Genomic DNA, 22,562 nt, shown 5'->3' with positions numbered 1-22,562 from the left:
ATGGCCTTCTCGCCGGTTCTTTCTGTCGGCAACACGGGAAAACCGACCCCCAAGCTACGTGAGGTCAAAGGGGGCCGGGTCGTGTCGCTCCCAGATCCGGCGAGAGGCCTCTTCTGGGTAAGGCAAGGTCTTCGACTCGATATCCAGGACGCGAGTCAGCTGTCGCTCGGGCCGGTAGGCGGGCCACCCGGGGTTGCCGGCCGCGACGAAGCGGACCCAGCTCCGCTGCAGTTCCCGGGATACCGCCGAAACCTCTGGCGTTGCCCGGTCGCCGAAGAGGTGCCGGCCGGCGGGGCTGTCCAACGTGCCGAACGCCAGGGGAACGTCGAGGCTGTGGCAGGCGCCCAGGACTCCGCCGGCCGCCGGAGCCGCCAGCTGCAGCTCGAAGAGAAACGACGTGCCTCCAGCCGCTTGGTTCGCCTGGGCCAGCTGCAGTGAGGGCATCCGGAAGAGGGCATCGGAGTACACCAGTTCGAGCAGTTCTTCAGGGGTGGCCTGTGGGTAGGCGGCACGGTAGGTGTCTGCGCCGTCTGGTGCCGGGGCGAACAGATCCAGGGCCGTACGGGCCTCGTCCTCATCAAAGGTGCCCAGCCGCCCCATCATGACGCTGAACAGCCGGAATTCATCGCGGGTATGGCCGACGAGGAGCTCGATTGCGCCTGTACGGCCGCCGGCCAGCGCCCTCCAAGGCGTTTCGGTGAGCACCACGCCGTCGAGGACCGGGCACACTGCGACACCGATCTGCGAGAGCCGACCCCAACTCTTGTGATGGCCGGGAAGGTCGACACCAAGGGCGGTGAGCTCGTCGGCCAGGCGCAAGGGGTCGATGCCGGACAGGGCTTCAGCGTCAGGTGCCGCGCCGACCCGGCCCGCGAGCGCGGCGGCGACTTCTTCCGCCAGCGCGCGGGTGCACAGCGTTCCCGGCACCGAGTGCACGATGGCCCTGCGGAACAACCCCTCCGCCCGCTTCATCGTCAGCAGGGCCGCGATCGACCCTGCCCCGGCGGACTGTCCCGCTACCGTAACCCGGTCGGGGTCTCCGCCGAATGCGGCGATGTTGCGCTGTACCCATTCCAACGCCGCGATCTGGTCGAGAAACCCGCGATTGGCCGGGGCGCCCTCGACAAGAGCGAAACCCTCGGCTGCCAGCCGGTAGTTGATGCTCACCACGACCAGGCCCGCGCTGGTCAGGGCCGCAGGGTCGTACATCGGATCGCTGGAGGCCCCCGCGATGTAGGCACCACCGTGGATCCAGACCAGCACGGGCAGTCCGGCCGTCCCCAGGGCCGGGGTGCTGACGTTGAGCGTGAGCCAGTCGTTCCCGACCGAGCTCTCGGCCGTCGGTCCCGCCTGCGGAACCACGGGGCCGAACGTGGTCGCCTGCCTCGTTCCGTCCCACCCCTCGACCGGCGCAGGCGCCTGGAAGCGTAGCGGCCCGACGGGCGGCTGAGCATAGGGGATGCCACGGAACACCACATACTCTCCCCGCCGGCACCCTTCGACGAGGCCCTCCGCAGTCCGTGCTCTTGGTTGTTCGGACATGCCACACCCTTCCTCCACGAACGGACTCCCAGCTTTTATCGGTCAGATGTAATATGTCAACTGTATTGAGAAAGGGGAGGCCGACGATGCCCAAGCAGGTGGATCACCGCGAACGCCGCGAGACGATCGCCCGAGCGCTGTGGCGCGTAGTGGAACAACGCGGCATCGCGCACGCGAGCGTCCGCGAAGTAGCCCAGGAAGCAGGCATCTCCCACGGTGCGGTGCAGCACTACTTCGCCACCCGAGAAGAGATGTTGGTCTTCGCCATGGACTTCGCGTCCGAACAGACATCACTACGCGTCGCCAAAGGCGTCAGAGAACTCGGCAACCCACCACACCCCCGTGACATGCTCCGAGTGATGCTTACGGAGATGCTCCCTCTACATCCCGACGCACGCGCGACGAGCCGGATGAGCGCCGCCTACGTCCTGGAGGCACTGCACAACCCCAACATCCATACACGCGCACGCGACGGGTTGGCTCACGGCCGCGACCTCATCGAGCAGATCGTTCGCCAGGCGATCACCGACGGCCACATCAGCCCCGACCGCGACCCGGCGATAGAGACCGACCTGCTCCTGACACTCACCGGCTTGACCCCGCTCATCGAACTGAGCGTGATCGAGCCCCAAGAGGCCCTGACCGCCGTCAACCAGCACCTCAACCGACTGTTCGCCAGCAAGACCTGACCGCTCTGCGGTCCTCCGGGGGAACGCGCGGGGGTACGTCCCGGACGCCACCGTGGAGATCGCACGCGGGGATCCTGCCGCTGATCACGATGCTGTTCGAGCACGCGGCAGATGGGAGGATGTCATCCTCGCGCTGATGGTCCCGCAGACCAGCGGCAAGACAACCTCGCTCGCGGTCCCCTTACGCTGCGTGCGCCGGAGCAGTCCTGATCACTTCTCGCAAAGCTGATGTCTGGGGACATGCCCGCTCTGGCCCGCACTGTCAGGGGCGCGCCCCTGGCCGGCCACTTCATCAGCGCCGCCTTCAGCGCGAGCGAACGAAGCAACCCTCGAACTGCGCAACGGGTCGGGACGTGACTTCCTGCCGGAAGGATCTCAGCCGGCGCGGCGGGCGGCCAGGCCGTCCAGAAGGCACCGCAGGGCGAACTCGAAGCGCCGCTCGCTCTCGCGTTCCACATCGAGGTCGCCGGTGGCGGCCATCCGGCGGGCCAGCAGCGGGTATCGCCCGGTGACCTCGCGCAGGTAACCGGCGGCCCGTTCGCTCCAGTCGGCACCGCTCGCATTCATGCGCGCCAGCGTGTCCCGCCAGGCGACCTCGGCGATGACCGCGCCGACCACGTGGTCGTTGACCGCCGCCATCGCGACGTCGAGGTCCGCGTCGGCGAACCCGGCCCGGGCCAGCAACCGCAGGCCGGTCTCGGCCAGCGCCAGAGCATTCGGCCCGAGGTTCGGCCGGACGGTCAGCTCCGACAACGCCCATCGATGCCGCAGCAGCATCGCCCGGTTGCTGCGGGCCAGCGCGGCCAGTGCCCGCCGCCAATCCGGCTCGTCCGGATCGGCGCGCACTTCCCCCAGCACCCGGTCCAGCGCCAGTTCCAGCAGGTCGTCCTTGGTGCGCACATACCAGTACAGCGATCCGGCGGTCACCCCGAGATCGGCGGCGATGCGGCGCATCGACAGCCCACGGTGCCCGTCGGCGTCGAGCACCACGACGGCCGCGTCGACGATCTGGTCACGGGTGAGCTGACGGTCGCGCGGAGGCCGTTGTTGGCGCAGCCAGACGGACCCATCCGGGACATCTGAGGACACGAGCCAACGCTACCGGAGTTGACGATCGGCGTTCACCGCCCTTATACAACGTTTAGGAGAGTTAAACGACGTTCAAGGAGCTGCCGATGACCCGCGTACCCGTGTTCCGCGCGAACGGGCCGCTGCCGGGCGAGGTGCACGTGACCGCGATGGGCGCGGAGACCGGCGCACCGCCGGTGATCTTCGTGCACGGCTCCACCAGTTGGGGGGACGACCCGAAGTGCGGGTTCGCCGCGCAGGCCCCGCTGGCCGCCCGCTTCCGGCTGCTGCTCGTCGACCGGCGCGGGTACGGCGGCAGCCCTGATGCCGGAGAACGGTTCGCGGGCGACTACCTGGCAGATGCCGACGACATCGGTGAACTGCTCGGCGAGGGCGCACATCTGGTCGGCCACTCTTACGGCGCGGTTGGGGTCATGATCGCCGCGGCCCGCCGGCCGGAAGCGGTGCGGTCGCTCACCCTCATCGAACCCGGCTGCTACCAGGCGGCGGCCGACCACCCGGCGGTGGCCGCCGCGCTTGCCGCCAACCGCGCCGCCTATGCGAACCTCCCCGAGCTGACACCCGAGCAGTGGCTGCGGGCGGCCGCCGACTCGGCCGGCATGCCACCGCTGGAGGCGAGCGAGCGGCGGCTGCGCGCGGCCGCCACCGTCCTGCGTGAACGCGTGTGCTGGGAGGCCGGCATGCCGCTCCCCGCCCTGCGGGCGGCCGGGTTCCCCAAGCTGGTCGTCTCCGGCGCCTGGGAGAGCGGGCCCGAGCCCTATCGTGAGCGCGGTGGCGTCCCCCTCGTCGCGTGCGCGCGGGTCACCGCCGAACGGATCGGCGGGCGCCACATATCGGTCCCCGGCACCGGCCACTATCCCCATGTGGAAGCGCCGGAAAGACTGAACGAGATCCTCGCCGCCTTCTGGGACGAGGCCGCGGCCGTCTGACCGCGGACCGGGCGCAGCACGCCGAACGGCACCGACCTGGGAGGCGTTCGCCGCTCCAGCACCGGCACGTCGCCGTGGATGTCGGTATGGGACAGGTCGTGGGGGCCGGGATGGACGGAATGCCGCTGGTACTCAAGGTCGATCGATGGCCGGCGGGGCGATCACCGCCGCCGAGGTGTACTTCTTCGACGACAACGGTGGCGTCCGGCTGCCCGCGGGTAAATGGCTCGGTCAGGCGATGGTGTAGCGGAGTTCCGGACGGCCGGGGCCGCCGTATCGCGGGACCCGGCGCGCGACGCCGGTGTCGACGAGGTGTTCCAGGTAGCGCCGGGCCGTCACCCGGGACACGCCCACGGCCGTGCCCACGGCCTGGGCCGACAGGCCGTCGGCGGCGTCCCGCAGCGCGCCCGCCACGGCCTCCAGGGTGTCGGCCGTCATCCCCTTCGGCAGGTGGGGGCGGGCGGTCCCGCGCAGGGTGGACAGCGCCCGGTCCACCTCGCCCTGGCCGCTGACCTCGCCCGGCCCGCTGATCGACGACCGGAACGCCGCGTATCGTTCGAGTTTCTCCTGCAGCAGGGCGAAGGTGAAGGGCTTCAGCAGATACTGCACGACCCCGGCGGAGACGGCCGACCTGACCACCGACAGATCCCGCGCGGAGGTGACGGCGATGACGTCGGAGGGGAGGCCCGCGGCCCGCATGGCCCGGCAGACGTCCAGCCCGTGCATGTCCGGCAGGTAGAGGTCGAGGAGCACGAGATCCACCGGCTCGCGGCGCAGCGCGCGGACGGCCTCGCCGCCGGACCTGGCCACGCCGGCGACCCGGAAGCCGGGCACCCGCTCGACGTACAGGCGGTTCGCCTCGGCCGTGAGCTCCTCGTCCTCCACGATCAGAACCGAGATCACGGCCGCACCTCCGCGCGCGCCGGGCCGCCGCAGGAAGCGCCCGCGGGCGTGGCCGCCCGGGGCGGCAGCGGGAGCCGCACGGTGAAAACCGCCCCCCGACCATCGGCCCCCCGACCATCGGCGGCCTGATCACCGATGTCCTGACCACCGGGGCCTTGACCACCGATGTCCTGACCACCGGGGCCTTGACCACCGGGGTCTTGACCACCGGGGTCTTGACCACTGGGGTCTTGACCACGGGGGCCTTGACCACCCGGGCTTTGACCATCGGGGTGCTGACCGCCGGCGCACGCCTGGATGCCGCCGCCCAGGCGCCGGGCCGCCTGCCCCGCCATCGCGAGGCCGAGCCCCCGGCCGTCCCCCTTCGTGGACCAGCCGCGCCGGAACACGTCCCGTACGACGCCGGGGTCGATCCCGGGACCGCTGTCGGCGACCCTGATCAGGAACGTGCCGTCCTCGGCGCGCAGGCAGACGCGGACCCGGGCGGGCGGGGGGCCCTGTACGGCGGCGTCGATCGCATTGTCGATCAGGTTGCCCACGATGGTCACGAGGTCGCGGGAGTCGAGGGCGACGTCGCCGAGCTCGCTGTCCGGGCTGATCACGAGGTCGACTCCGCGTTCGGCGGCCGCCGCGCTCTTGCCGAGCAGCAGCGCCGCGAGGACGGGTTCGCGGATCGCGCCCACCACGCGGTCGGTGAGCCGCTGGGCCGCCCGCAGCTCCGCGGTGGCGAACTCCACCGCCTGGTCGGCGCGGCCCAGCTCCACGAGCGCGACGACCGTGTGCAGCCGGTTGGCCGCCTCGTGCGCGGCCGAGCGGAGCGACTCGGCGAAGCCGCGTTCGGCGTCGAGCTGCCCGGTGAGGGCCTGCAGCTCGGTGTGGTCGCGGAGCGTGACCACCGTGCCGAGCGAGCGGGCGCCGGAACGCACCACGGCGGCGCTCGCCACCAGTACGCGCTCCCCGGTCAGGTGGATCTCGTCCGACCGGCTCTCCCCGGAGCCGAGCATCGCGGCCAGCGAGGGCGACAGGCCGAGGTCGCCCACGTGCCGCCCCTCCGCGTCCCCGGGCAGGCCGAGCAGCTCGCGGGCGCCGTCGTTGGCGAGGGTCAGCCGGCCGTCCCGGTCGACGAGCAGCAGCCCCTCGCGCACCGCGTGCAGGATCGCGTTGTGGTACTCGTACATGCGGCTCAGCTCCGCCGGGCCCAGCCCGTGCGTCTGACGGCGCAGGCGGGCGCCCACCAGGTAGGCGCCGGCGATGCCCGCCGCCAGGCCGAGCAGGCCGGTGAGGACGGCCGAGCCGATCTGCCCGCGCACCTCGGCACTGATCTTCGCCACCGTGATGCCGGCGCTGACCAGTGCCCGGACCCGGCCGGCGGCGTCCCGCACGGGGGTGACGGCCCGTACGGACGGCCCCAGCGTGCCGGTGTAGGTCTCGGTGAACGTGCGCCCGGCCAGCGCCGGCGCCGTGGTGCCGAGGAAGTGCCCGCCGATCTGCCTGGGGTTGGGATGCGTGTACCTGCGGCCCTCCCTGTCCATGATCGTGATGAAGTCCAGCCCGGCCTCCGCGCGCACCCGCTCCGCGTACGGCTGGAGCACGGCCGAGGGATCGGAGTCGTCCAGCGCGTCGAGCACGGTGGGCGCGTCGGCCACGCTGATCGCCACCGCCCTCGTCGTCCTCGCGGCCTCGTCGCCGAGGAGCTCGCGCGTACGCAGGAAACCGAGGAGGGTGGCGCCGGCCACGGTGATCCCGACGACCAGGATCTGCAGCACGAGCACCTGCCGGGCCAGGCTCCAGCGTCCGAGCCTGGCGGTCATCGTCGTCACGGCTTTCAGCGTCCTCGCTCCGGGTGCGGGTCGTGCGCGGATTCACGGCCGCGGGGCGCGCCGGTGAAAACCGCCGTGAACGAAATGTACGCAATAGTGACCCAGGTCACTACCGCGCGCATAGTCACCGACCAGATCGCATCTTCGCCCGCGTCGTCGCGGGCCGCTTGAGGACGAGGAGGGTCGCGTGACGACCACACCGAACCCGGCACCACTGAACCCGGCACCCCGTGACCGGACCCATTATCTGTACCTGGCGGTGATCGTCGCGGTCCTCCTCGGGATCGCCGTGGGGCTGGTGGCGCCGGACGCCGGGGTCGCGTTGAAGCCGCTGGGCACGGCCTTCGTGGCCCTGATCAAGATGATGATCAGCCCGATCATCTTCTGCACGATCGTGCTCGGCGTCGGCTCGGTGGCCCAGGCCGCGAAGGTCGGCAAGGTGGGCGGGCTGGCCATCGGCTACTTCCTCGTGATGTCCACGGTGGCGCTGGCCATCGGCCTGCTCGTGGGCAACGTCCTGCACCCCGGCGAGGGGCTCCAGCTGACCGACGAGCTGCGCAAGGCCGCCGAGGAGCAGGCGGCCAAGGGCGGCGAGAGCGACACGACGTCGTTCCTGCTCGGCATCATCCCGGCGACGTTCGTCTCGGCGTTCACCGAGGGCCAGGTGCTCCAGACCCTGCTGGTCGCGCTGCTGACCGGCTTCGCGCTGCAGGCGATGGGGGAGCGGGCGGCGCCCATCCTGCGGGGGCTCGGCCACCTGCAGCGGCTCGTCTTCCGCGTCCTGGCGATGATCATGTGGGCGGCCCCGGTCGGCGCGTTCGGCGCGATGGCCGCGGTGGTCGGCGCGGGCGGGTTCGACGCGCTGCGCAGCCTGGCCGTGCTGATGGGCGGGTTCTACCTGACCTGCCTGCTCTTCGTGGGGGTCGTGCTCGGCGCGGTGCTGTGGCTGGGGGCGCGGATCAACCTGCTGTCGCTGCTGCGCTATCTCGCCCGGGAGTTCCTGCTCATCCTGTCCACGTCCTCCTCCGAGTCGGCGCTGCCGCGCCTGATCGCCAAGATGGAGCACCTGGGGGTGAGCCGCGCGGTCGCCGGCATCACGGTCCCGACCGGCTACTCCTTCAACCTCGACGGCACCGCCATCTACCTGACCATGGCGACGCTGTTCGTGGCGCGGGCGACCGGTTTCCCGCTCTCCGCCGGGGAGCAGATCGGCCTGCTGGTCTTCATGATCATCGCGTCCAAGGGGGCGGCGGGTGTCACCGGCGCCGGGCTGGCCACGCTGGCGGCGGGCCTCCAGTCGCACCGGCCCGCCCTCGTGGACGGCGTCGGCCTGATCGTGGGCATCGACCGGTTCATGTCGGAGGCCCGGGCGCTGACCAACTTCGCCGGAAACGCGGTCGCCACCGTCCTGATCGGCACGTGGGTGGGAGACTTCGACCGCTCCCGGGCCGAGGAGGTGCTGGCCGGCCGGCTTCCCTTCGACGAGGCGACGTTCGTGGACGACGAGGGCGCCGCCCCGGCCCCCGAGGCGGACCGCGCCCCCGCCGCCGCCCCGGCGGCTCAGTAACCGGATCAGCGGGCGGGCGGCTGGAACTCCGGCTGGTCGAGCACCCGCAGCCAGCTTCCGTCGGGCTGGCGCCGTACGACCTGGGCCCGGGCGCCGGCGCCGTCCTTCGGCGGGGTCGAGGTCAGCGCGATGTCGCCGCTGACCAGCGTCGGGAGGGGCTCCTCCGGCTCGAAGCGGGGGCGGTTCGCCAGCACCTTCTCCCAGAGGGCGCGGATCGCCTCCCGGCCGACCGTCACGCCGCCTGGCGGGTAGGCCAGCACGGCGTTCTCCTCGTACAGTGCCGCCACTCCCGCGGCGTCGCCCGCGTTCGACCGCTCGACGAACAGGCGGGTGATGTCCTCCGGCCGCATGGCCTTCTCGTATTCCGGCATCTCGTGTTCCGGCATGTCGTGTTCCGGCATCGGTCCTCCCGAACTCTCGTACGGCCTCCAGCCTGCCGATTCGCTTTCCAGAAGTCCAACAGATGGATCGGATGGGAGCTAGAATCAGTGGTTATGGAACTGCGTCAGCTGGAGTATTTCGTCGCGGTCGCCGAGGAGCGCAACTTCACCCGCGCGGCCGAGCGGGTGCACATCAGCCAGTCGGGCGTCAGCGCCCAGATCCGGCAGCTCGAACGCGAACTCGGCACGGAGCTGTTCGACCGCTCCGCGCGGAGCGTCACCCTTACCGTCGCGGGGAAGGCCGCGCTCGAGCACGCCCGCGCCGCGCTCGCCGCGGCCGGGGCGCTGGGGCAGGCGGTGGGCGAGGTGACCGGCCTCATCCGGGGCCGGCTCACCGTCGGGATGGTCGTCGGCTGCACCGTCACGCCGCTGTTCGACGCCCTCGCCGCGTTCCACCGGGCCCACCCGGGGGTCGAGATCGCCCTGCTGGAGGACAACTCCGACCGGCTCGTCGAGGGGGTGCGCTCCGGCGCCCTCGACCTGGCCCTCGCCGGGCTCGCCGCCGCTCCGGACGGCCTGGAGACGCTGACGGTCATCAGCGAGCGGATCGTCGCCGCCGTCCCTCCGGACCACCCCCTCGCGGGACGGGACGGCGTCACCCTGACCGACCTCGTCTCGCACCCGATCGTCTGCATGCCGTACGGCACCGGCCTGCGCACGGTCTTCGACCGGGCCTGCGCGGCCCGGGGCCTCCAGCCGGTGATCGCGCTGCAGGCCGGGGCGGCCGACGCCGTCGCCGGCCTCGCGGCCCGCGGGCTCGGCGTCGCCGTCCTCAGCGAGTCGATGGCCGCGGCCCACCGGGACCGGCTCGCCGCGCTCACCATCGAGGACGTCGAGACGCCCGCTCTGCTCGCGCTGCTGTGGCGCGCCGGGCAGGGCCCGGCCGTACGCGAGTTCGTGCGGCACGCCCGGCGATCCTTCGCTGTGGCTCCAGCCTGAGAACCGCCGCACCCCGGATTGGACGTATGTGCCTGGGTACTCCTAGAGTCCATTTCATGACGTCTGGTGATCTCCAGCTCCGGAGGGCCGAGAAGACCGACGCGGACGAGATCTTCGCACTCGCCCGCGAGTTCGCGGTGACGTTCCGGCCCGAGCGCGCGCCGTTCGACGCGGCGCTGCCGCAACTCCTGGAGAACGAGGACGCCTTTCTCATCGTCGCCACCGTCGAGGGGACCGTACGCGGCTACCTGCTGGGCTTCACCCACCTCACGCTGTTCGCCAACGGCAGGGTCGCGTGGGTGGAGGAGGCGATGATCGAGAGCGGCTACCGCCGCCACGGCATCGGGCGGCGCCTCCTGGAGGAGTTCGAGACGTGGGCGCGCTCACGGCAGGCCGGATACGTCGCGCTGGCGACCCGGCGGGCCGCCGAGTTCTACGGCGCCCTCGGCTACGAGGTGTCGGCCACCTACTACCGCAAGATGCTCAGACCGAAGATGTGAGCTGGGCGTCCAGGCGGTAGCCGTCCACGGTCACGTAGACCGAGTCGCCGGGCCGCGCGTTCAGCCGCATCAGGACCGGCTGGAGCGAGTCGAACACCGGCTGACGATCGCGCCACACCAGCACGACGGCGTTGTCCCCCGGGCCGGTGACCGACAGCAGCGTTCCCGGGCGCATGCCGAGCTGGGCGGCGTACCCCTCGGGGACCGCCACCGGCTCGCCGCGCAGATGGCCGCTGGTGACGTCGATCCGCTGCCAGCGGCGCGGGTCGGAGGCCGGGCTGGAGGTCGGGCGGGGGTTCGGCACGAGATGCGGCCGGGGCACGCCCCCCGCCAGGTTCCCGTTCAGATTGCCGCCCAGGTTGCCGGCCACATTCCCGTTCGGGTTGCCGTTCGGGGTTCCGTTCAGGTTGCCGTTCGTGAGCGCGTTGAGCGCGGCGAGCGCGGTGGCGGCGTCGGGCCCGTTGTTGGCCTGCGAGGGGATCGGGACCCCGCCGCGGCCGTGGTGGTGCCCGTTCGCACCCGGTGTACGGCGGGGCAGCGGCGCGGATCTCGCCGTCTGGTCGGGGCCGTGCCGGGTGGGCAGGGGTCCGTGTTCGGACGGGGAGCCGGCTTGCGGCATGGAGTCCAGCCACGCCTTGGCGGAGTGGGCGCGGATGCCGAGCTGGCCGAGCAGTTCCACGACGTCGGCGTCCGCCGGCTTGTTCGCCAGCAGCTGGCGGGTCTTCTCACGCAGCCCCAGGAGGTCGCCGACCACGAGCCAGCCGTCCTGCAGGCGGCGGTCCGGCATCAGCGTCACCAGCACCCGCCACAGCGGCGTGCCGAGGGCCGGCACCTCGACGGGGTGGGACGGGTCCGCCGCGATGAGCTGCTCCTGGGTGGCCGCCGCGCCCAGCCATTCGGTGAGCCCGAACAGGTGGCCGGTGAGCGGCGCGGAGTCGGGGGAGCGCAGCCACAGCAGCACCCGCTCCTCGGCCGCGCGCTGGGCCTGGGAGAGCAGTTCGCGGTCCACGTTGAGGTTGTGCGCCAGCGTGCGCAGGCTCACCGGCTCGGCGGCGAACAGCCGCTCGGCCGCGACGGCCCTGGCCAGCGGGTCCCAGCCGCGGAACAGGCCTTCGATGACCGCGACCATCGGGTGCGCGCTGAGGTCGGCCGGCTGCCGCTCCCGTGCCACCTCGGCGGCGGGCTGGGCGGGCGCGGCCGCGGGCTGCGGAAGCGAGGCTCCGGCCTGCCGGGCGAAGGGCTGGGTGGAGGGCTTGACCGGCCCCGCGGCCGGCGCCTGCCCCGCCGTCGGCGCCGGCATCGCGGGCGCCGGCATCGCGGGCGCGGGCATGCCGGGCGACGGCATGGCGGGGGACGGTATGGCGGGGGACGGCGCGGCGGGTGCCGGAGCGCCCTGCCCCGGCCCGGCGGGCGCCTGCCCCTGCTGAGCCGGTCCCTGCTGAGCCGGGCCTTGCTGAGCCGGCCCGTGTCCCTGCCTCGAGGGTGTCTGGGCGGGTGCCTGAGCGGCAGCGGCCTGACCGGGCGCCGGCGCGGCCGGCCGGGCGAACGGCTGAGACGTGGTTCCCGGGGCGGCGACCTGGGGGAAGGCTTGAGAGGAGGTGCCGGGTGCGGCCTGCGGGAACGGCTGAGACGTCGTCCCCGGTCCGGCGACCTGCGGGAAGGCCTGAGAGGAGGTCCCGGGTGCGGCCTGCGGGAGGGGCGCCCCGGCGGGACCGGAAGGTCCCTGCGTCTGGACCTGCGCCTGCGTCTGTGCCTGCCTCTGGGGCGCGGCCTCGTCCCCGGCGAGCGCCTGCGCGGACCGCCCGGACGCCGGCTCGCCCTCCAGGCGGCCGAACACCTCCCGGAACACCGTGGTCAGGAGGACCTCGGGCGAGGCGGGGGCGGCCGGGGCCTGGAGATCGCAGGGCGTCAGGCGGCGCAGCCGGTACCAGCCGCCGAGGTGGTTGACCACCGTGCGTACGGGATCGGGCCAGCCGGGCATGGCCGGGTCCACCGTGTGCACCTGGAGCGCCGGAAGCAGGTCGGTGAGGGGCAGGTGGTCCCAGCGGCCCACGGCCAGGCGGGCGAGCCGCTCGCAGATCCAGTCAACGCCGGTCGCCCGTATCGCGTGGCCGATCCCGACGGATGCCCACCAGCCGCCGGGCAGGCGCGGGTCGGCCAGCAGCTCGGCCACCTGCTGAGGACGGCTCCAGCGCAGGGCCGGGACCAGGTCGCTCAGGCAGATCGTTGACTCGGCGTCCATCGGTATGACCGCACCCTCCCGAGAGTGACGCATGTTGCTAATGGTGCAGCTTACGCCGCAAACCAGCAATTGGTGTCAATAGGGTAAAGTTCCCAGGATCCGGCCGGGCGCCGACCTGCGCGACCGCCGCCGCGCCCGCCTCACACCCCTTGCGCAGGGCTTCCTCGGGCGTGCTCCCGGCCATCGAGGCGACCAGGAACCCGGCGGCGAACGCGTCTCCCGCGCCCGTCGAGTCGACCACCTCCGCCGGGGGTGCGGCCGCTCTGGCGACTATACGGCCATCGCGGGCCAGCAGGGCACCGCCGGCCCCCAGCTTGACCACCGCCGTGCCGTAGTGGGCGCTGAGCGTGCCGGCCGCCGCCTCCGGATCCGCGGCGTCCGCGAGCAGCAGCGCCTCCTCCAGGTTGGGGATCACGAGGCTCGCCGGGGCGCTCTCGCGGAGGAACCGCTCGGGCCCGAACGCGCGCAGCGGCCCACAGGAGGCCGGATCGACGCTGACGGGGATCCCGCGCCGGCCGGCCTCGCGCATGGCGAGCCGCGCGAGCTCCAGGCCCGGCTCGGCGAACATCGTGTACGCCGACAGGTGCAGGTGCCCGACCCCGTCGAGCAGGTCGGGCGTCCAGTCCCCGGCCCCGATGTGGCCGCTCGCCCCGCGGTTGGTGAGCATGGACCGCTCCCCGGTGGAGTCGACCATCGCGATCACGACGGCCGAGGGCCGTTCCGGGTCGATCCGCAGGTGCGGCCGGACCCCGGCCTTGGTCAGCTGGGCCGCGTGCCACTCGCCGGTGTCGTACCCGGCCCGCGCGAGCAGGCGGGTGTCCGCGCCGAGCCGGGCGGCCCAGCAGGCGGTGTTCGCCCCCGAGCCGCCCGGGCGCAGCGCGATGTCGGCGGGTGTGTCGGTGCCGGTGGCCGCGGGGCCGTCGTGCAGCGCGACGACGTCGGTGACCACGTCGCCGATCACCAGCAGACCGCTCACCCGGCCGCCCAGGCGGCCGCGATCTCCCCGGCCAGGCGGGTGTTGCCGCGTACGGCCGCGAGGTTGGCCTCCAGCGACGCGCCGCCCGTGCCCTCGACCAGGTACTCCAGCAGGAACGGGGTGATGGCCTGCCCGGTGACCCCGCGCTCCTCGGCGGCGCGCAGGCCCTCCGCGAGCACCCGGTCGTGCAGGTCCGGGTCGAGCTGGAGATCCACCGGAACCGGGTTCGCCACGATCAGCGCCGTGTCCAGCCCGCCGAGCGCGTCCTGGGCCCGCATGACGCCGGCGGCCTCCTGCGGCGTCTCGACGCGCCAGTCCACCGGCTCGCCGGAGCTGTGCAGGTAGAAGCCGGGGAACTCGTCCGTGCGGTAGCCCACGACGGTGACCTGCTTGGTCTCCAGCCGCTGGAGCGTCGCGGGCACGTCGAGGATCGACTTCACCCCGGCGCACACGACGGTGATCCTCGTGCGGCTGAGCGTGTCGAGGTCGGCCGACTCGTCCTGCACCGTGGTCCAGCCGCGGTGGACGCCGCCGAGACCCCCGGTGGCGAACACTCGCACGCCCGCGCGGGCGGCCAGGAACGAGGTGCCGGAGACGGTCGTGGCGCCGCTCAGCCCGAGCGCGGCGGCCGGGGAGAGGTCGCGGAAGCCGAGCTTGCGCAGGCCCGGCTCGGTCGCGATCCGCTCCAGCCCGTCCTTGTCCAGGCCCACCCGGGGGACGCCGTCCAGCACCGCCACCGTCGCCGGCACGGCCCCCGCCTGCCGGACGATGTCCTCCAGTTCGAGGGCGACCTGGAGGTTGCGGGGCTGGGGAAGCCCGTGGGAGATGATGGTGGACTCCAGGGCGACGACCGGACGGCCGGTGGCCAGCGCCTCGGCGACCTCATCGGAAACGCGCATGTCTCTCCTGTTTCTCTCTTGGGGTTCTTTCGTCGGCGGAGGATTGTCCGCTTCGGCATATTCTGCCCGGGTATTGCGGGAGATCTTGCGATAAGTTGCGGGCATCCGCCCAGGCCCACCCGTCGCCGTCCTCCCGTGACCCCTCCAGACCCTCCCACGACCGCCGCCACGACCCGCATCCGGCCCGCACCCGCCCGCGACACCGAGCCACGTACGACCCGGGAGAACGCCTCCATGCCACGCTCGCACTACGACGTCGTCATCGCCGGCGCCGGGCACAACGGCCTCGTCGCCGCGGCCTACCTCGCCCGGGCCGGGCGCAGTGTGCTGGTCCTGGAACGCCTCGGCCACGTGGGCGGCCTCGCCGTGTCGGCCCGCGCGTTCCCCGGCGTGGACGCGCGGCTGTCGCGCTACTCCTACCTGGTCAGCCTGCTGCCCACGAAGATCGTGAAGGATCTCGGGCTGCGTCTCGACCTGCGCCGCCGCCGCTTCGCCTCCTACACCCCGGCCGGCGACACCGGCCTGCTCGTGGACAACGAGGACGCCGCGCGCACCGCCGCCTCCTTCGAGGCGGTGACCGGGGGACGGCACGACCTGGCGGCCTGGGAGCGGTTCTACGGGATGACCGCCCACGTGGCCCGGAGGGTCGCGCCGACGCTGCTCGAACCGCTGCGTGCCCGTACGGACCTGCGGGAGGTCGTGGGGGACGACGAGGCGTGGCGCGACCTGTTCGAACGGCCCGTCGGCGAGGTGGTGGACGAGCGGTTCGCCGACGACACCGTGCGCGGGGTCGTCCTCACCGACGCGCTGATCGGCACCTTCGCCGACCCGGCCACCGACCTGCTGGCCAACCGGTGCTTCCTCTACCACGTCATCGGCGACGGCACGGGCGACTGGAACGTCCCTGTCGGCGGCATGGGCGCGGTGACCGCCGAGCTCGCCGAGGTCGCGCGGCGGCACGGCGCCGAGATCCGCACCGGCGCCGAGGTGCTGGCCGTCGACCCGGACACGGGAGAGGTCACGTTCGACGACGGCACGGAGCACGCGGTGACCGCGGGGAAGGTGCTGGCCAACCTGCCGCCCGCCGTGCTCGCCCGGCTGCTCGGGGAGACGCCCGAGCGGCCCGAGGGCGCCCAGCTCAAAATCAACATGGTGCTGTCGCGGCTGCCCCGGCTGCGGGACCCCGCCGTGGACCCCGCCGAGGCGTTCAGCGGCACCTTCCACATCAACGAGACCCGCGACCAGCTCGCCGCGGCGTACGCGCAGGCCGCCGCGGGGAAGGTGCCGGACCTGCCGCCCGCCGAGGTCTACTGCCACTCGCTCACCGACCCCTCGATCCTCGGCCCGGAGCTGCGGGAGGCGGGGGCGCACACGATGACGCTGTTCGGCCTGCACATGCCGGCGCGGCTGTTCGCCGATCCGGCGGCCAAGCGGGAGGCGCTGGGCCGCACGCTCGCCTCGATCGACTCGGTGCTCGCCGAGCCCATCGAGGACTGCCTGCTGCGGGCGCCCTCGGGCGAGCCCTGCTTGGAGGCCAAGACCCCGCTCGACCTGGAGCGCGACGCGGGCCTGCCCGGCGGCCACATCTTCCACCACGACCTGTCCTGGCCGTACGGCGAGGAGGACGGCCACGGTGCCCGGCCTGCTCAGTGGGGCGTCGAGACGGCACACGAGCGGGTGCTGCTGTGCGGCGCGGGCGCCCGGCGCGGCGGCGGCGTCAGCGGCATCCCCGGTCACAACGCCGCCATGGCCGTCCTCGGCAGCGCCTGAGAACGCGCCCGGCGGCGGCACGCTCGCCACGGTCGAGCTTTCCGGCGACCCGTCCGCCGCCTGACCCGTGCGGGCTCGGGGCGCGCGCCGGTTGTCCGTGCGAGGGCCGTCCAGGGCGCCATGCGGTCCGCCTGAAACCACGATTTCTCTGAGTCCCTAAAGATGCCTTTCTGAGACCTTTGACTACTGACATCCACTCTCGTAGTGATTAAAGTCATTTTGCTGTCGATCTTCGGCGATGCGGCTTACGTCCGCTTCGCTGCCCCTCAAGGAGGGTTTGTGAGAGTGAAGCCTCTCGTAGCGGCCGCTGCCGCCCTGTTAACCGCGGCGGCGCTGCAGATCCCCGGAGCCGGCTCGGCGTTCGCCGACCCGCCGCCCCCTCCGGGCCCGTCCGACAACTCCGCCCACGGCGGACCGATCCTGGATGACGTGCACAACGTCCCGACGACCGCCGTCAAGAGCAACGTCACGTTCGTGGACAACGTCAAAGGCGTGAGCGGCTATTCAGGGCTCAACTTCATCGGCTACGACAAGTACGGCTACGACTTCATGTTCGCCAACGGCACCGGCGGCCTCGCCGTCTGGTCGCTGAAGGATCCCGAGCACCCGGCGCTGGTCTCCACCGTCACGGCGGCCCAGCTCCGTCAGCCGGGGGACACCCAGGACAGGTTCTGGGAAGGCGAGAACATGACCGTCGACCCGAAGCGCAAGCTGGTCTTCCTCAGCAGGGACCCGCGGGGCTTCGGCGGCACCGTCTCGACCGGCCAGTCGGGCGTCTACATCGTCGACGTGAAAGACCCCTGGAAGCCGAAGGTCGTCGTCTTCCAGCCGATCCCGGCCGGACACACGGCCACCTGCATCAACGACTGCTCCTACCTGTGGTCGGTCGGACCGGCCAACACCGGTACGCCGGGCCAGGACCCGTCGTGGAAGGGCGTGCCGGTCCGGGTGACCGACATCCGTGACCTCAAGCACCCGAAGACCCTGGACCTGGCGCTCGACCTCGGCCGGTTCGACGGCGTCACCGACTACGTGCACAGTGTCGACGTCGACAAGAACGGCGTCGCCTGGGTCTCCGGCGAGGGCGGCGTCCGCGGTTACTGGACCAAGGGCAACCACTACGACCCGGTGCGGAAGACCAACCGGGTGGCGACGGCGTACGACCCGGTCCCGTACGCGGGTGGCACGGCCGTGCCGACCAACCCGCAGGGCACCGAATTCTTCGACTACTTCGACCACAACGCGTACCACAACACGGAGAAGCTCGGCTCCTTCGACAAGGGCGAGCTGGTCTACGTGACCAACGAGAACATCACCACCTGCTCGCAGGCGGGCGAGTTCAAGATTATTTCGTTGAAGGGCAGCTACGACGGCGAGGGCTGGAAGTCCACGCCGGAGAAGCCGCTCCGGCTCGACCTGGTCAGCCACTGGTCGCCGTGGGGCAAGGAGGGGTCGGCCACCAGCGGCAGCTGCTCCGCCCACTGGTTCACCGTCAACGGCAACATCGTGGCGATCGCGTGGTATGGGCAGGGCACCCGGTTCCTCGACGTGTCCGACCCGACCAAGCCCACTCAGGTCGGCTACTTCCGCGTTCCGTCCGGCACGGGTGTGACCGCCGGTTCGGCGTCGGCCTCGTATTGGCACAACGGCCTGGTCTACGTCGCGGACTACAACCGGGGCGTCGACGTGCTGCGGTTCGACGGCAAGCTCGCGGGCGCGCCGGACGACAAGATCTGCTGGAACTCCTGCGACAAGTAACCGCCGGAGCCGGAGCCGGCCCGGGGCGGGGAGCTCCCCGCTCGGGCCGGCTCCGCCCTGACGGAGTGGAAGGGTGACGGTGCGACGCCGACATGTCACGCGGGGGACGACCGCCGCCGTGCCCGCCGCCGCGCCCTGTGCGATGCCTCCCCGGGCCCGGCTGGTCGCGCGGCTCGTGGCGATCGTGTTCCTGGCGGCCGGCGGCCTGGTCGTGGGCCTCCTGCCCGGTGTGGCCGCCCGTCCTGCGTACGCGCACGCCTACCTGCTGGAGAGCACGCCGGTCGACGGCCAGGTGCTGTCCTCGCCCCCGGCCGAGGTCCGGCTCCGCTTCGACGAGGCGGTGAGCCTGGGCCGCCGGTCCATCCAGTTGCTCGACCCCACCGGCAAGGAACTGGCCATCGGCGCCGCGGAGTACGCGGACGGGAAAGCGGACACTGCGCGGGCGAGCCTGCCCCGCGACCTGGCCGAGGGAACCTACGTCGTGTCCTGGCGGGTGACGTCCGTGGACTCGCACGTGGTGTCGGGAGCGTTCAGCTTCAGCGTCGGCCATCCGAGCGCGACGGCCGCCCCCGTGGAGCAGGACGCCGACCCCGTGGTCCCCGTCTTCGCGGCGGTCGGCCGCGCCGTGGCGTACCTCGGGGTAGCCCTCGCCCTCGGCGGCGGGGTGTTCGTGGCCGGGCTCTGGCCCGGGGGCCGCGACGACCGGCGCGGCCGGCGCGTCGTGTGGTCGGGTTTCGCCGTGCTGGCCGCCGGCACCGCGGTGGTACTGCTCGCCCAGGGACCGTACGCCGACGGCAGGCCGCTGACCGCGGTGTTCGACCCAGGCCTGCTGGGCGCGACGCTGTCCACCCGGCTCGGTCACGCGTTGCTGGCACGGCTGGTGCTCGTGGTCGTCCTCGGCGTGGTCTTCCTGATCGCGGTGGGCCGCCCCTCGCCCGTCACCGGCTCGGAGCCGGCCGATTCCGATACGGCCCGTGCCGAGACGACGCCTGCCGTGCCCGCCGATTCCGAGACGACGCCTGCCGTGCCGCCCGATCCCGAGACGACTCGTCCGGTGACGACGCGTGCCGAGCCGGCCGGCGTCGCCCGCAGGACCGTGCTGCCCGCGGTAGCCGTGGTCGGCGCCATCGCCATGACGCTGACCTGGACGCTGGCGGACCACGCGCAGAGCGGCGCGCAGATCTGGCTGGCCGTCCCGGCGACCACCCTGCACCTGCTCGCCATGGCGCTGTGGCTGGGCGGCCTGGTGACGCTCGCGGTCTGCGTGCTCGCCCCAGCCGGCAGGCGGGACCCCGCGCTGCTCTCCCTGGAGCCCGCGCTCCCCAGGTTCTCCCGGCTCGCGCTGCTCTGCTTCACGGTGATCGCGGTAACCGGGCTGTACCTGTCGTGGCGTCAGGTGGGGACGTGGGGCGCACTCGGCGCGACCGGCTTCGGGAGGTTGCTGCTCGGCAAGCTCGCCGTCGTGCTCGGCGTGCTGGCGCTCGCCTCCGGAGCGCGGCGGTTCGTGCAGCGGCGCGACCGCGCCGGGCGTGCCCCCCGGGACCTCGGCGCCGCGGTGCGCAGGCTGCGCCGCTCGGTCGCCGGCGAGGTCGTGCTCGGGGTCGTCGTCGTGTCCATCACCGCCGTCCTGGTCGACACGGCGCCCGCCCGCACGAGCTACGCGCCGCCGGTGGACACCACGGTCCCGTTCCCCGCCGCCGTGAACGCGTCCGGCCCGTACGGCGGGCTGCGCGGCGGCTCGATCCAGGTGAAGATCGAACCGGCGAGACCGGGCGGCAACACGGCCGACATCTACCTGACCGGCCGGGACGGCAGGCTGGTCCCGGTGCCCGAGATCTCCGGTGCGCTCGAATCGCGGGACCGCGCCGTACCTGCGCTGCCCGTCAAGGTGACGGCGGCCGAACCCGGCCACTACGTGGCGGGCTCGATGTCCGTCCCCTACCCCGGGGAGTGGTCGTTGCGGCTGGACATCCGCGTTTCCGACTTCGACGAGACACGCGTACGTGTCCCGTTCACCGCACATTGAGAGGCTGTCGACACATGCGAGGCGCTGACCGCACGGCCCCCGCGCCGCGGGTGGCCCTGGCCGCCGCCGGCGCGATCGCCGCCGGTGTCCTGGCGGGATGCTCCGCCGGGACACCCGAGCCGGTGGCCAAGCCGCCCTACACGGTGGAGACCATCCGCTCCGGCTTCGTCGGCGCCGCCGACCTGGGAAAGGGCGCGATCGCGTTCGAGGACGACGACCACGCCTCGCACACGATCTACACCCCGCCGAACAGCATCCCCACCTGCCCGTACGTCCAGCGTTCCGACGACGTCCAGGTTCCGGTGGAAGCGGCGGTCGAGCCGGTGGGCGGCAACCCGACCGGCCGGTTCATCGTCGCCCCGCCGAAGGTCGGGCCGCAGACCCTCCCGGTCGTCACCCAGGGCGCGGTGGTCTTCGAGAGCACCACGCTCGCCGGCAACGCGATGAACGCCGTGACGGCCGAGTCGGCCAAGTGCCCGGCGACGTTCACCATCCTCGGCGGGCCGCCGTCCATCGTGGGCGGCTACACGACCGGCAGCCGGCACTTCGAACTGGACGGGTGGCGGGGGTTCGCCCAGCATCTCGTGCACACCCCGCCGGCGGGCCTGGGCTCGGACACCTATGACGACCTGGTCACCGTCGTGGTGCAGAAGGCGAACGCGGTCCTCTACGTCGGCTACACGCAGATCAAGAAGGTGGGGGAGCGGTCCGACACCGAGGAGAAGGTCAAGGACCTGATGACGACGACGCTGGCCCGCCTCGGCTAGCGCGTCCCGGCAGATCACCGATGAACAGAACGGCGGAAGTCCCGCCGATGGGAGGAACGTTGAGCGGCAGAGCACTTCGGGCGGGTGCGGCGCCCGTCCCCACGGGCGCCGGTCCCGCGCACCCGGTCGCCCGTGGTGAGGCGGCTGTGCCGGCACGCCCCGGGCAGGCCGGAGCCGTGCGCCGCAGGGCGTCCCGTACGCCCCGTACGCCCCGCACGGTGCGCGCGCTGCGCCGCGCGGCACGCGGGCTGGTGGTCGCGGCCGTGGCGGCGTGCCTGGTCGCCGTCCTGCCGGCGGCCGCGTTCGCGCATGTGAAGGTCACCGCGGACACGGCCGTCCAGGGCGGCTACGCCGCGCTGACATTCAGGGTCCCCAACGAGCGTGACGACGCGAGCACCACCAAGATCGAGGTGCAGCTCCCGGTCGACTTCCCCCTGGCCTCGGTCTCGGTGAAGCCGCACCCCGGCTGGTCGTACGCGATCGAGAAGACCACCCTGGCCACGCCCATCGAGTCGCACGGCGCGAAGATCGGCGAGGTCGCCTCGAAGATCACCTGGACCGCGTCGGGCGAGGACTCGGGCATCAAACCGGGTGAGTACGACGAGTTCTCGGTGAGCGCCGGGCCGCTGCCGGAGACCGACCGGCTGACGTTCAAGACGCTCCAGCACTACAGCGACGGCGAAGTGGTGCGCTGGATCCAGGAGCAGAGCGACGGGGACGGGGAGCAGAGCGGCGGGGACGGGGAGCAGAGCGGTGGAGACGAGGAGCCGGAGCGGCCCGCGCCGGTGCTAGGGCTCACGGCCAAGGGGGCCGCCGTGCCCGGCCCGGCCCCGGCCGCCGGATCGGCCGCCGGATCGGCCGCCGGATCGGCGGCCGTCGTGTCGGAGTCCGGCACGGACACGGGGGTCGCGTGGGCGATCGGGCTGTCCGCGGCCTCGCTGGTGATCTGCCTGGGGTGCGCGGCGGCGCTGGCCCTGAGGTGGCGCCGGACGGGATAGGCGGACGGCCCGTCCGGACGAGCGGCGCCGAGCCGGCCCCCCGGCCGTCACCGCCTGGTGAAGGCGCACGGCACGCAGGGCTGACGGCGTTCGGCGCCGCCCTCGGCGGGTACGTGATGGGCCTTCCGACCGACGAAAGGACTCCCATGGACACGGAGGGCTTCATCGCCCTGCTCAACGAGGACCTGGAGAGCGAGTACCGCTCGATCGTGCAGTACGTGCAGCACACGGCCACCATCAAGGGCGCGGAGTATCTGTCGATCATCGAGGAGCTCAGGCAGCACCTCGGCCAGGAACTCGACCACGCGAGCACGCTGGCCGAGCAGATCGACTTCCTGGGTGGCGTCCCGAGCGTCCGCGTTCCCGAGGTGCCGGTGGCGACCGACGGCGCCGACGCCCTCCGGCTCGACCTGGAGCTGGAGCAGGAGCAGCTGCGCCGCTACCGCGAGCGCGTGGAACAGGCCCAGGAGCTCGGCCTGAGCGACGTGGCCGAGGCGCTGCGCCCGCTGCTGCAGCAGACGCAGGACCACGTCATGGACCTGCAGACCGCGCTGGGAAAGTGACCGGGCGGCCGCGCGTGGAGTGAGGCGGGACGGCGTGGCCGGGGCCGGGCCGCGAGTCCCGCATCCGGGCGCCGGGGACGACCAGCGCGACCAGCCGGCCAGCGCGGCCGGGTCAGGGCAGCCGGGTCAGGGCAGCCGGGCCAGG

The 22,562-nt window shown here is 72.6% G+C and carries 19 protein-coding genes; 11 read left to right on the top strand and 8 right to left on the bottom strand.

From position 1 onward, the window contains the following. Positions 1 to 54: 54 nt before the first annotated feature. Positions 55 to 1,542 (bottom strand): carboxylesterase/lipase family protein, encoded by a 1,488-nt coding sequence (locus ACIBK1_RS09305; RefSeq protein WP_396733647.1) that lies wholly within the window; start codon positions 1,540 to 1,542, stop codon positions 55 to 57. Positions 1,543 to 1,628: 86 nt separating this feature from the next. Between ACIBK1_RS09305 and ACIBK1_RS09300 the strand changes: the two genes are divergently transcribed. Then, on the top strand, positions 1,629 to 2,231 hold the full coding sequence (locus tag ACIBK1_RS09300) for a TetR/AcrR family transcriptional regulator (protein ID WP_396733644.1): 603 nt from the start codon (positions 1,629 to 1,631) through the stop codon (positions 2,229 to 2,231). A 375-nt stretch (positions 2,232 to 2,606) separates the two neighbouring features. Here the strand turns inward: ACIBK1_RS09300 and ACIBK1_RS09295 are convergent, their stop codons facing one another. Beyond that, a complete protein-coding gene (locus ACIBK1_RS09295) occupies positions 2,607 to 3,320 on the bottom strand; it encodes a TetR/AcrR family transcriptional regulator (RefSeq protein WP_036404433.1) in 714 nt (237 codons plus the stop codon). Positions 3,321 to 3,406: 86 nt separating this feature from the next. Here ACIBK1_RS09295 and ACIBK1_RS09290 point away from each other — a divergent pair, with 86 nt between their 5' ends. Then, positions 3,407 to 4,249, top strand: coding sequence for an alpha/beta fold hydrolase (locus tag ACIBK1_RS09290; protein ID WP_197042367.1), 843 nt, complete (start codon positions 3,407 to 3,409; stop codon positions 4,247 to 4,249). A 231-nt stretch (positions 4,250 to 4,480) separates the two neighbouring features. Here the strand turns inward: ACIBK1_RS09290 and ACIBK1_RS09285 are convergent, their stop codons facing one another. After that, complete coding sequence (locus ACIBK1_RS09285) at positions 4,481 to 5,152, bottom strand: response regulator (RefSeq protein ID WP_030505267.1); 672 nt, start codon at positions 5,150 to 5,152, stop codon at positions 4,481 to 4,483. Continuing rightward, a complete protein-coding gene (locus tag ACIBK1_RS09280; protein ID WP_396734466.1) occupies positions 5,149 to 6,963 on the bottom strand; it encodes an ATP-binding protein in 1,815 nt (604 codons plus the stop codon). The genes ACIBK1_RS09285 and ACIBK1_RS09280 overlap by 4 nt, the downstream gene beginning before the upstream one ends. 196 nt (positions 6,964 to 7,159) lie before the next feature. Here ACIBK1_RS09280 and ACIBK1_RS09275 point away from each other — a divergent pair, with 196 nt between their 5' ends. Further along, the gene (locus ACIBK1_RS09275) at positions 7,160 to 8,539 is read left to right on the top strand and encodes a cation:dicarboxylate symporter family transporter (protein WP_081903174.1); all 1,380 of its coding nucleotides are present in this window, start codon (positions 7,160 to 7,162) and stop codon (positions 8,537 to 8,539) included. Positions 8,540 to 8,544: 5 nt separating this feature from the next. Here the strand turns inward: ACIBK1_RS09275 and ACIBK1_RS09270 are convergent, their stop codons facing one another. After that, positions 8,545 to 8,940 (bottom strand): YybH family protein, encoded by a 396-nt coding sequence (locus ACIBK1_RS09270; RefSeq protein WP_231513682.1) that lies wholly within the window; start codon positions 8,938 to 8,940, stop codon positions 8,545 to 8,547. A gap of 93 nt (positions 8,941 to 9,033) precedes the next feature. On the opposite strand from ACIBK1_RS09270, the gene ACIBK1_RS09265 reads away from it, so the two are divergent. Beyond that, entirely contained in the window at positions 9,034 to 9,918 is an 885-nt protein-coding gene (locus tag ACIBK1_RS09265; protein ID WP_396733639.1) for a LysR family transcriptional regulator, read from the top strand. Between the two features lie 56 nt (positions 9,919 to 9,974). Then, positions 9,975 to 10,418 (top strand): GNAT family N-acetyltransferase, encoded by a 444-nt coding sequence (locus tag ACIBK1_RS09260; protein WP_030505262.1) that lies wholly within the window; start codon positions 9,975 to 9,977, stop codon positions 10,416 to 10,418. On the opposite strand, the gene ACIBK1_RS09255 is transcribed toward ACIBK1_RS09260, so the two are convergent. From ACIBK1_RS09255 to ACIBK1_RS09245, 3 genes are read right to left on the bottom strand one after another with little or no spacing between them, the layout of a single operon-like run. Then, complete coding sequence (locus ACIBK1_RS09255; RefSeq protein ID WP_396733636.1) at positions 10,402 to 12,660, bottom strand: hypothetical protein; 2,259 nt, start codon at positions 12,658 to 12,660, stop codon at positions 10,402 to 10,404. The two genes, ACIBK1_RS09260 and ACIBK1_RS09255, sit on opposite strands and share 17 nt — an antisense overlap. 37 nt (positions 12,661 to 12,697) lie before the next feature. Further along, positions 12,698 to 13,636, bottom strand: coding sequence for a carbohydrate kinase family protein (locus ACIBK1_RS09250; RefSeq protein WP_036404430.1), 939 nt, complete (start codon positions 13,634 to 13,636; stop codon positions 12,698 to 12,700). Next, entirely contained in the window at positions 13,633 to 14,535 is a 903-nt protein-coding gene (locus ACIBK1_RS09245; protein ID WP_076433715.1) for a pseudouridine-5'-phosphate glycosidase, read from the bottom strand. Before ACIBK1_RS09245 ends, ACIBK1_RS09250 begins: the two co-directional genes overlap by 4 nt. Before the next feature lie 135 nt (positions 14,536 to 14,670). On the opposite strand from ACIBK1_RS09245, the gene ACIBK1_RS09240 reads away from it, so the two are divergent. From ACIBK1_RS09240 to ACIBK1_RS09215, 6 genes are all read left to right on the top strand, one after another. Then, on the top strand, positions 14,671 to 16,305 hold the full coding sequence (locus ACIBK1_RS09240; RefSeq protein WP_396733633.1) for a phytoene desaturase family protein: 1,635 nt from the start codon (positions 14,671 to 14,673) through the stop codon (positions 16,303 to 16,305). Positions 16,306 to 16,590: 285 nt separating this feature from the next. Next, the gene (locus ACIBK1_RS09235) at positions 16,591 to 18,063 is read left to right on the top strand and encodes an LVIVD repeat-containing protein (RefSeq protein WP_051761114.1); all 1,473 of its coding nucleotides are present in this window, start codon (positions 16,591 to 16,593) and stop codon (positions 18,061 to 18,063) included. Positions 18,064 to 18,142: 79 nt separating this feature from the next. Continuing rightward, positions 18,143 to 20,089, top strand: coding sequence for a copper resistance CopC/CopD family protein (locus tag ACIBK1_RS09230; protein WP_396733630.1), 1,947 nt, complete (start codon positions 18,143 to 18,145; stop codon positions 20,087 to 20,089). A gap of 14 nt (positions 20,090 to 20,103) precedes the next feature. Next, positions 20,104 to 20,856, top strand: coding sequence for a hypothetical protein (locus tag ACIBK1_RS09225; protein ID WP_030505255.1), 753 nt, complete (start codon positions 20,104 to 20,106; stop codon positions 20,854 to 20,856). A gap of 146 nt (positions 20,857 to 21,002) precedes the next feature. Then, positions 21,003 to 21,854, top strand: a complete 852-nt coding sequence (locus tag ACIBK1_RS09220; RefSeq protein WP_396733627.1) for a YcnI family protein — start codon at positions 21,003 to 21,005, stop codon at positions 21,852 to 21,854. Positions 21,855 to 22,000: 146 nt separating this feature from the next. Next, positions 22,001 to 22,417, top strand: coding sequence for a ferritin-like domain-containing protein (locus ACIBK1_RS09215; protein ID WP_030505253.1), 417 nt, complete (start codon positions 22,001 to 22,003; stop codon positions 22,415 to 22,417). Positions 22,418 to 22,562: the final 145 nt, after the last annotated feature.

Source organism: Microbispora rosea, from assembly GCF_044460045.1.
GTDB lineage: Bacteria > Actinomycetota > Actinomycetes > Streptosporangiales > Streptosporangiaceae > Microbispora > Microbispora rosea.
This window is presented reverse-complemented; position numbering and strand designations above follow the sequence as displayed.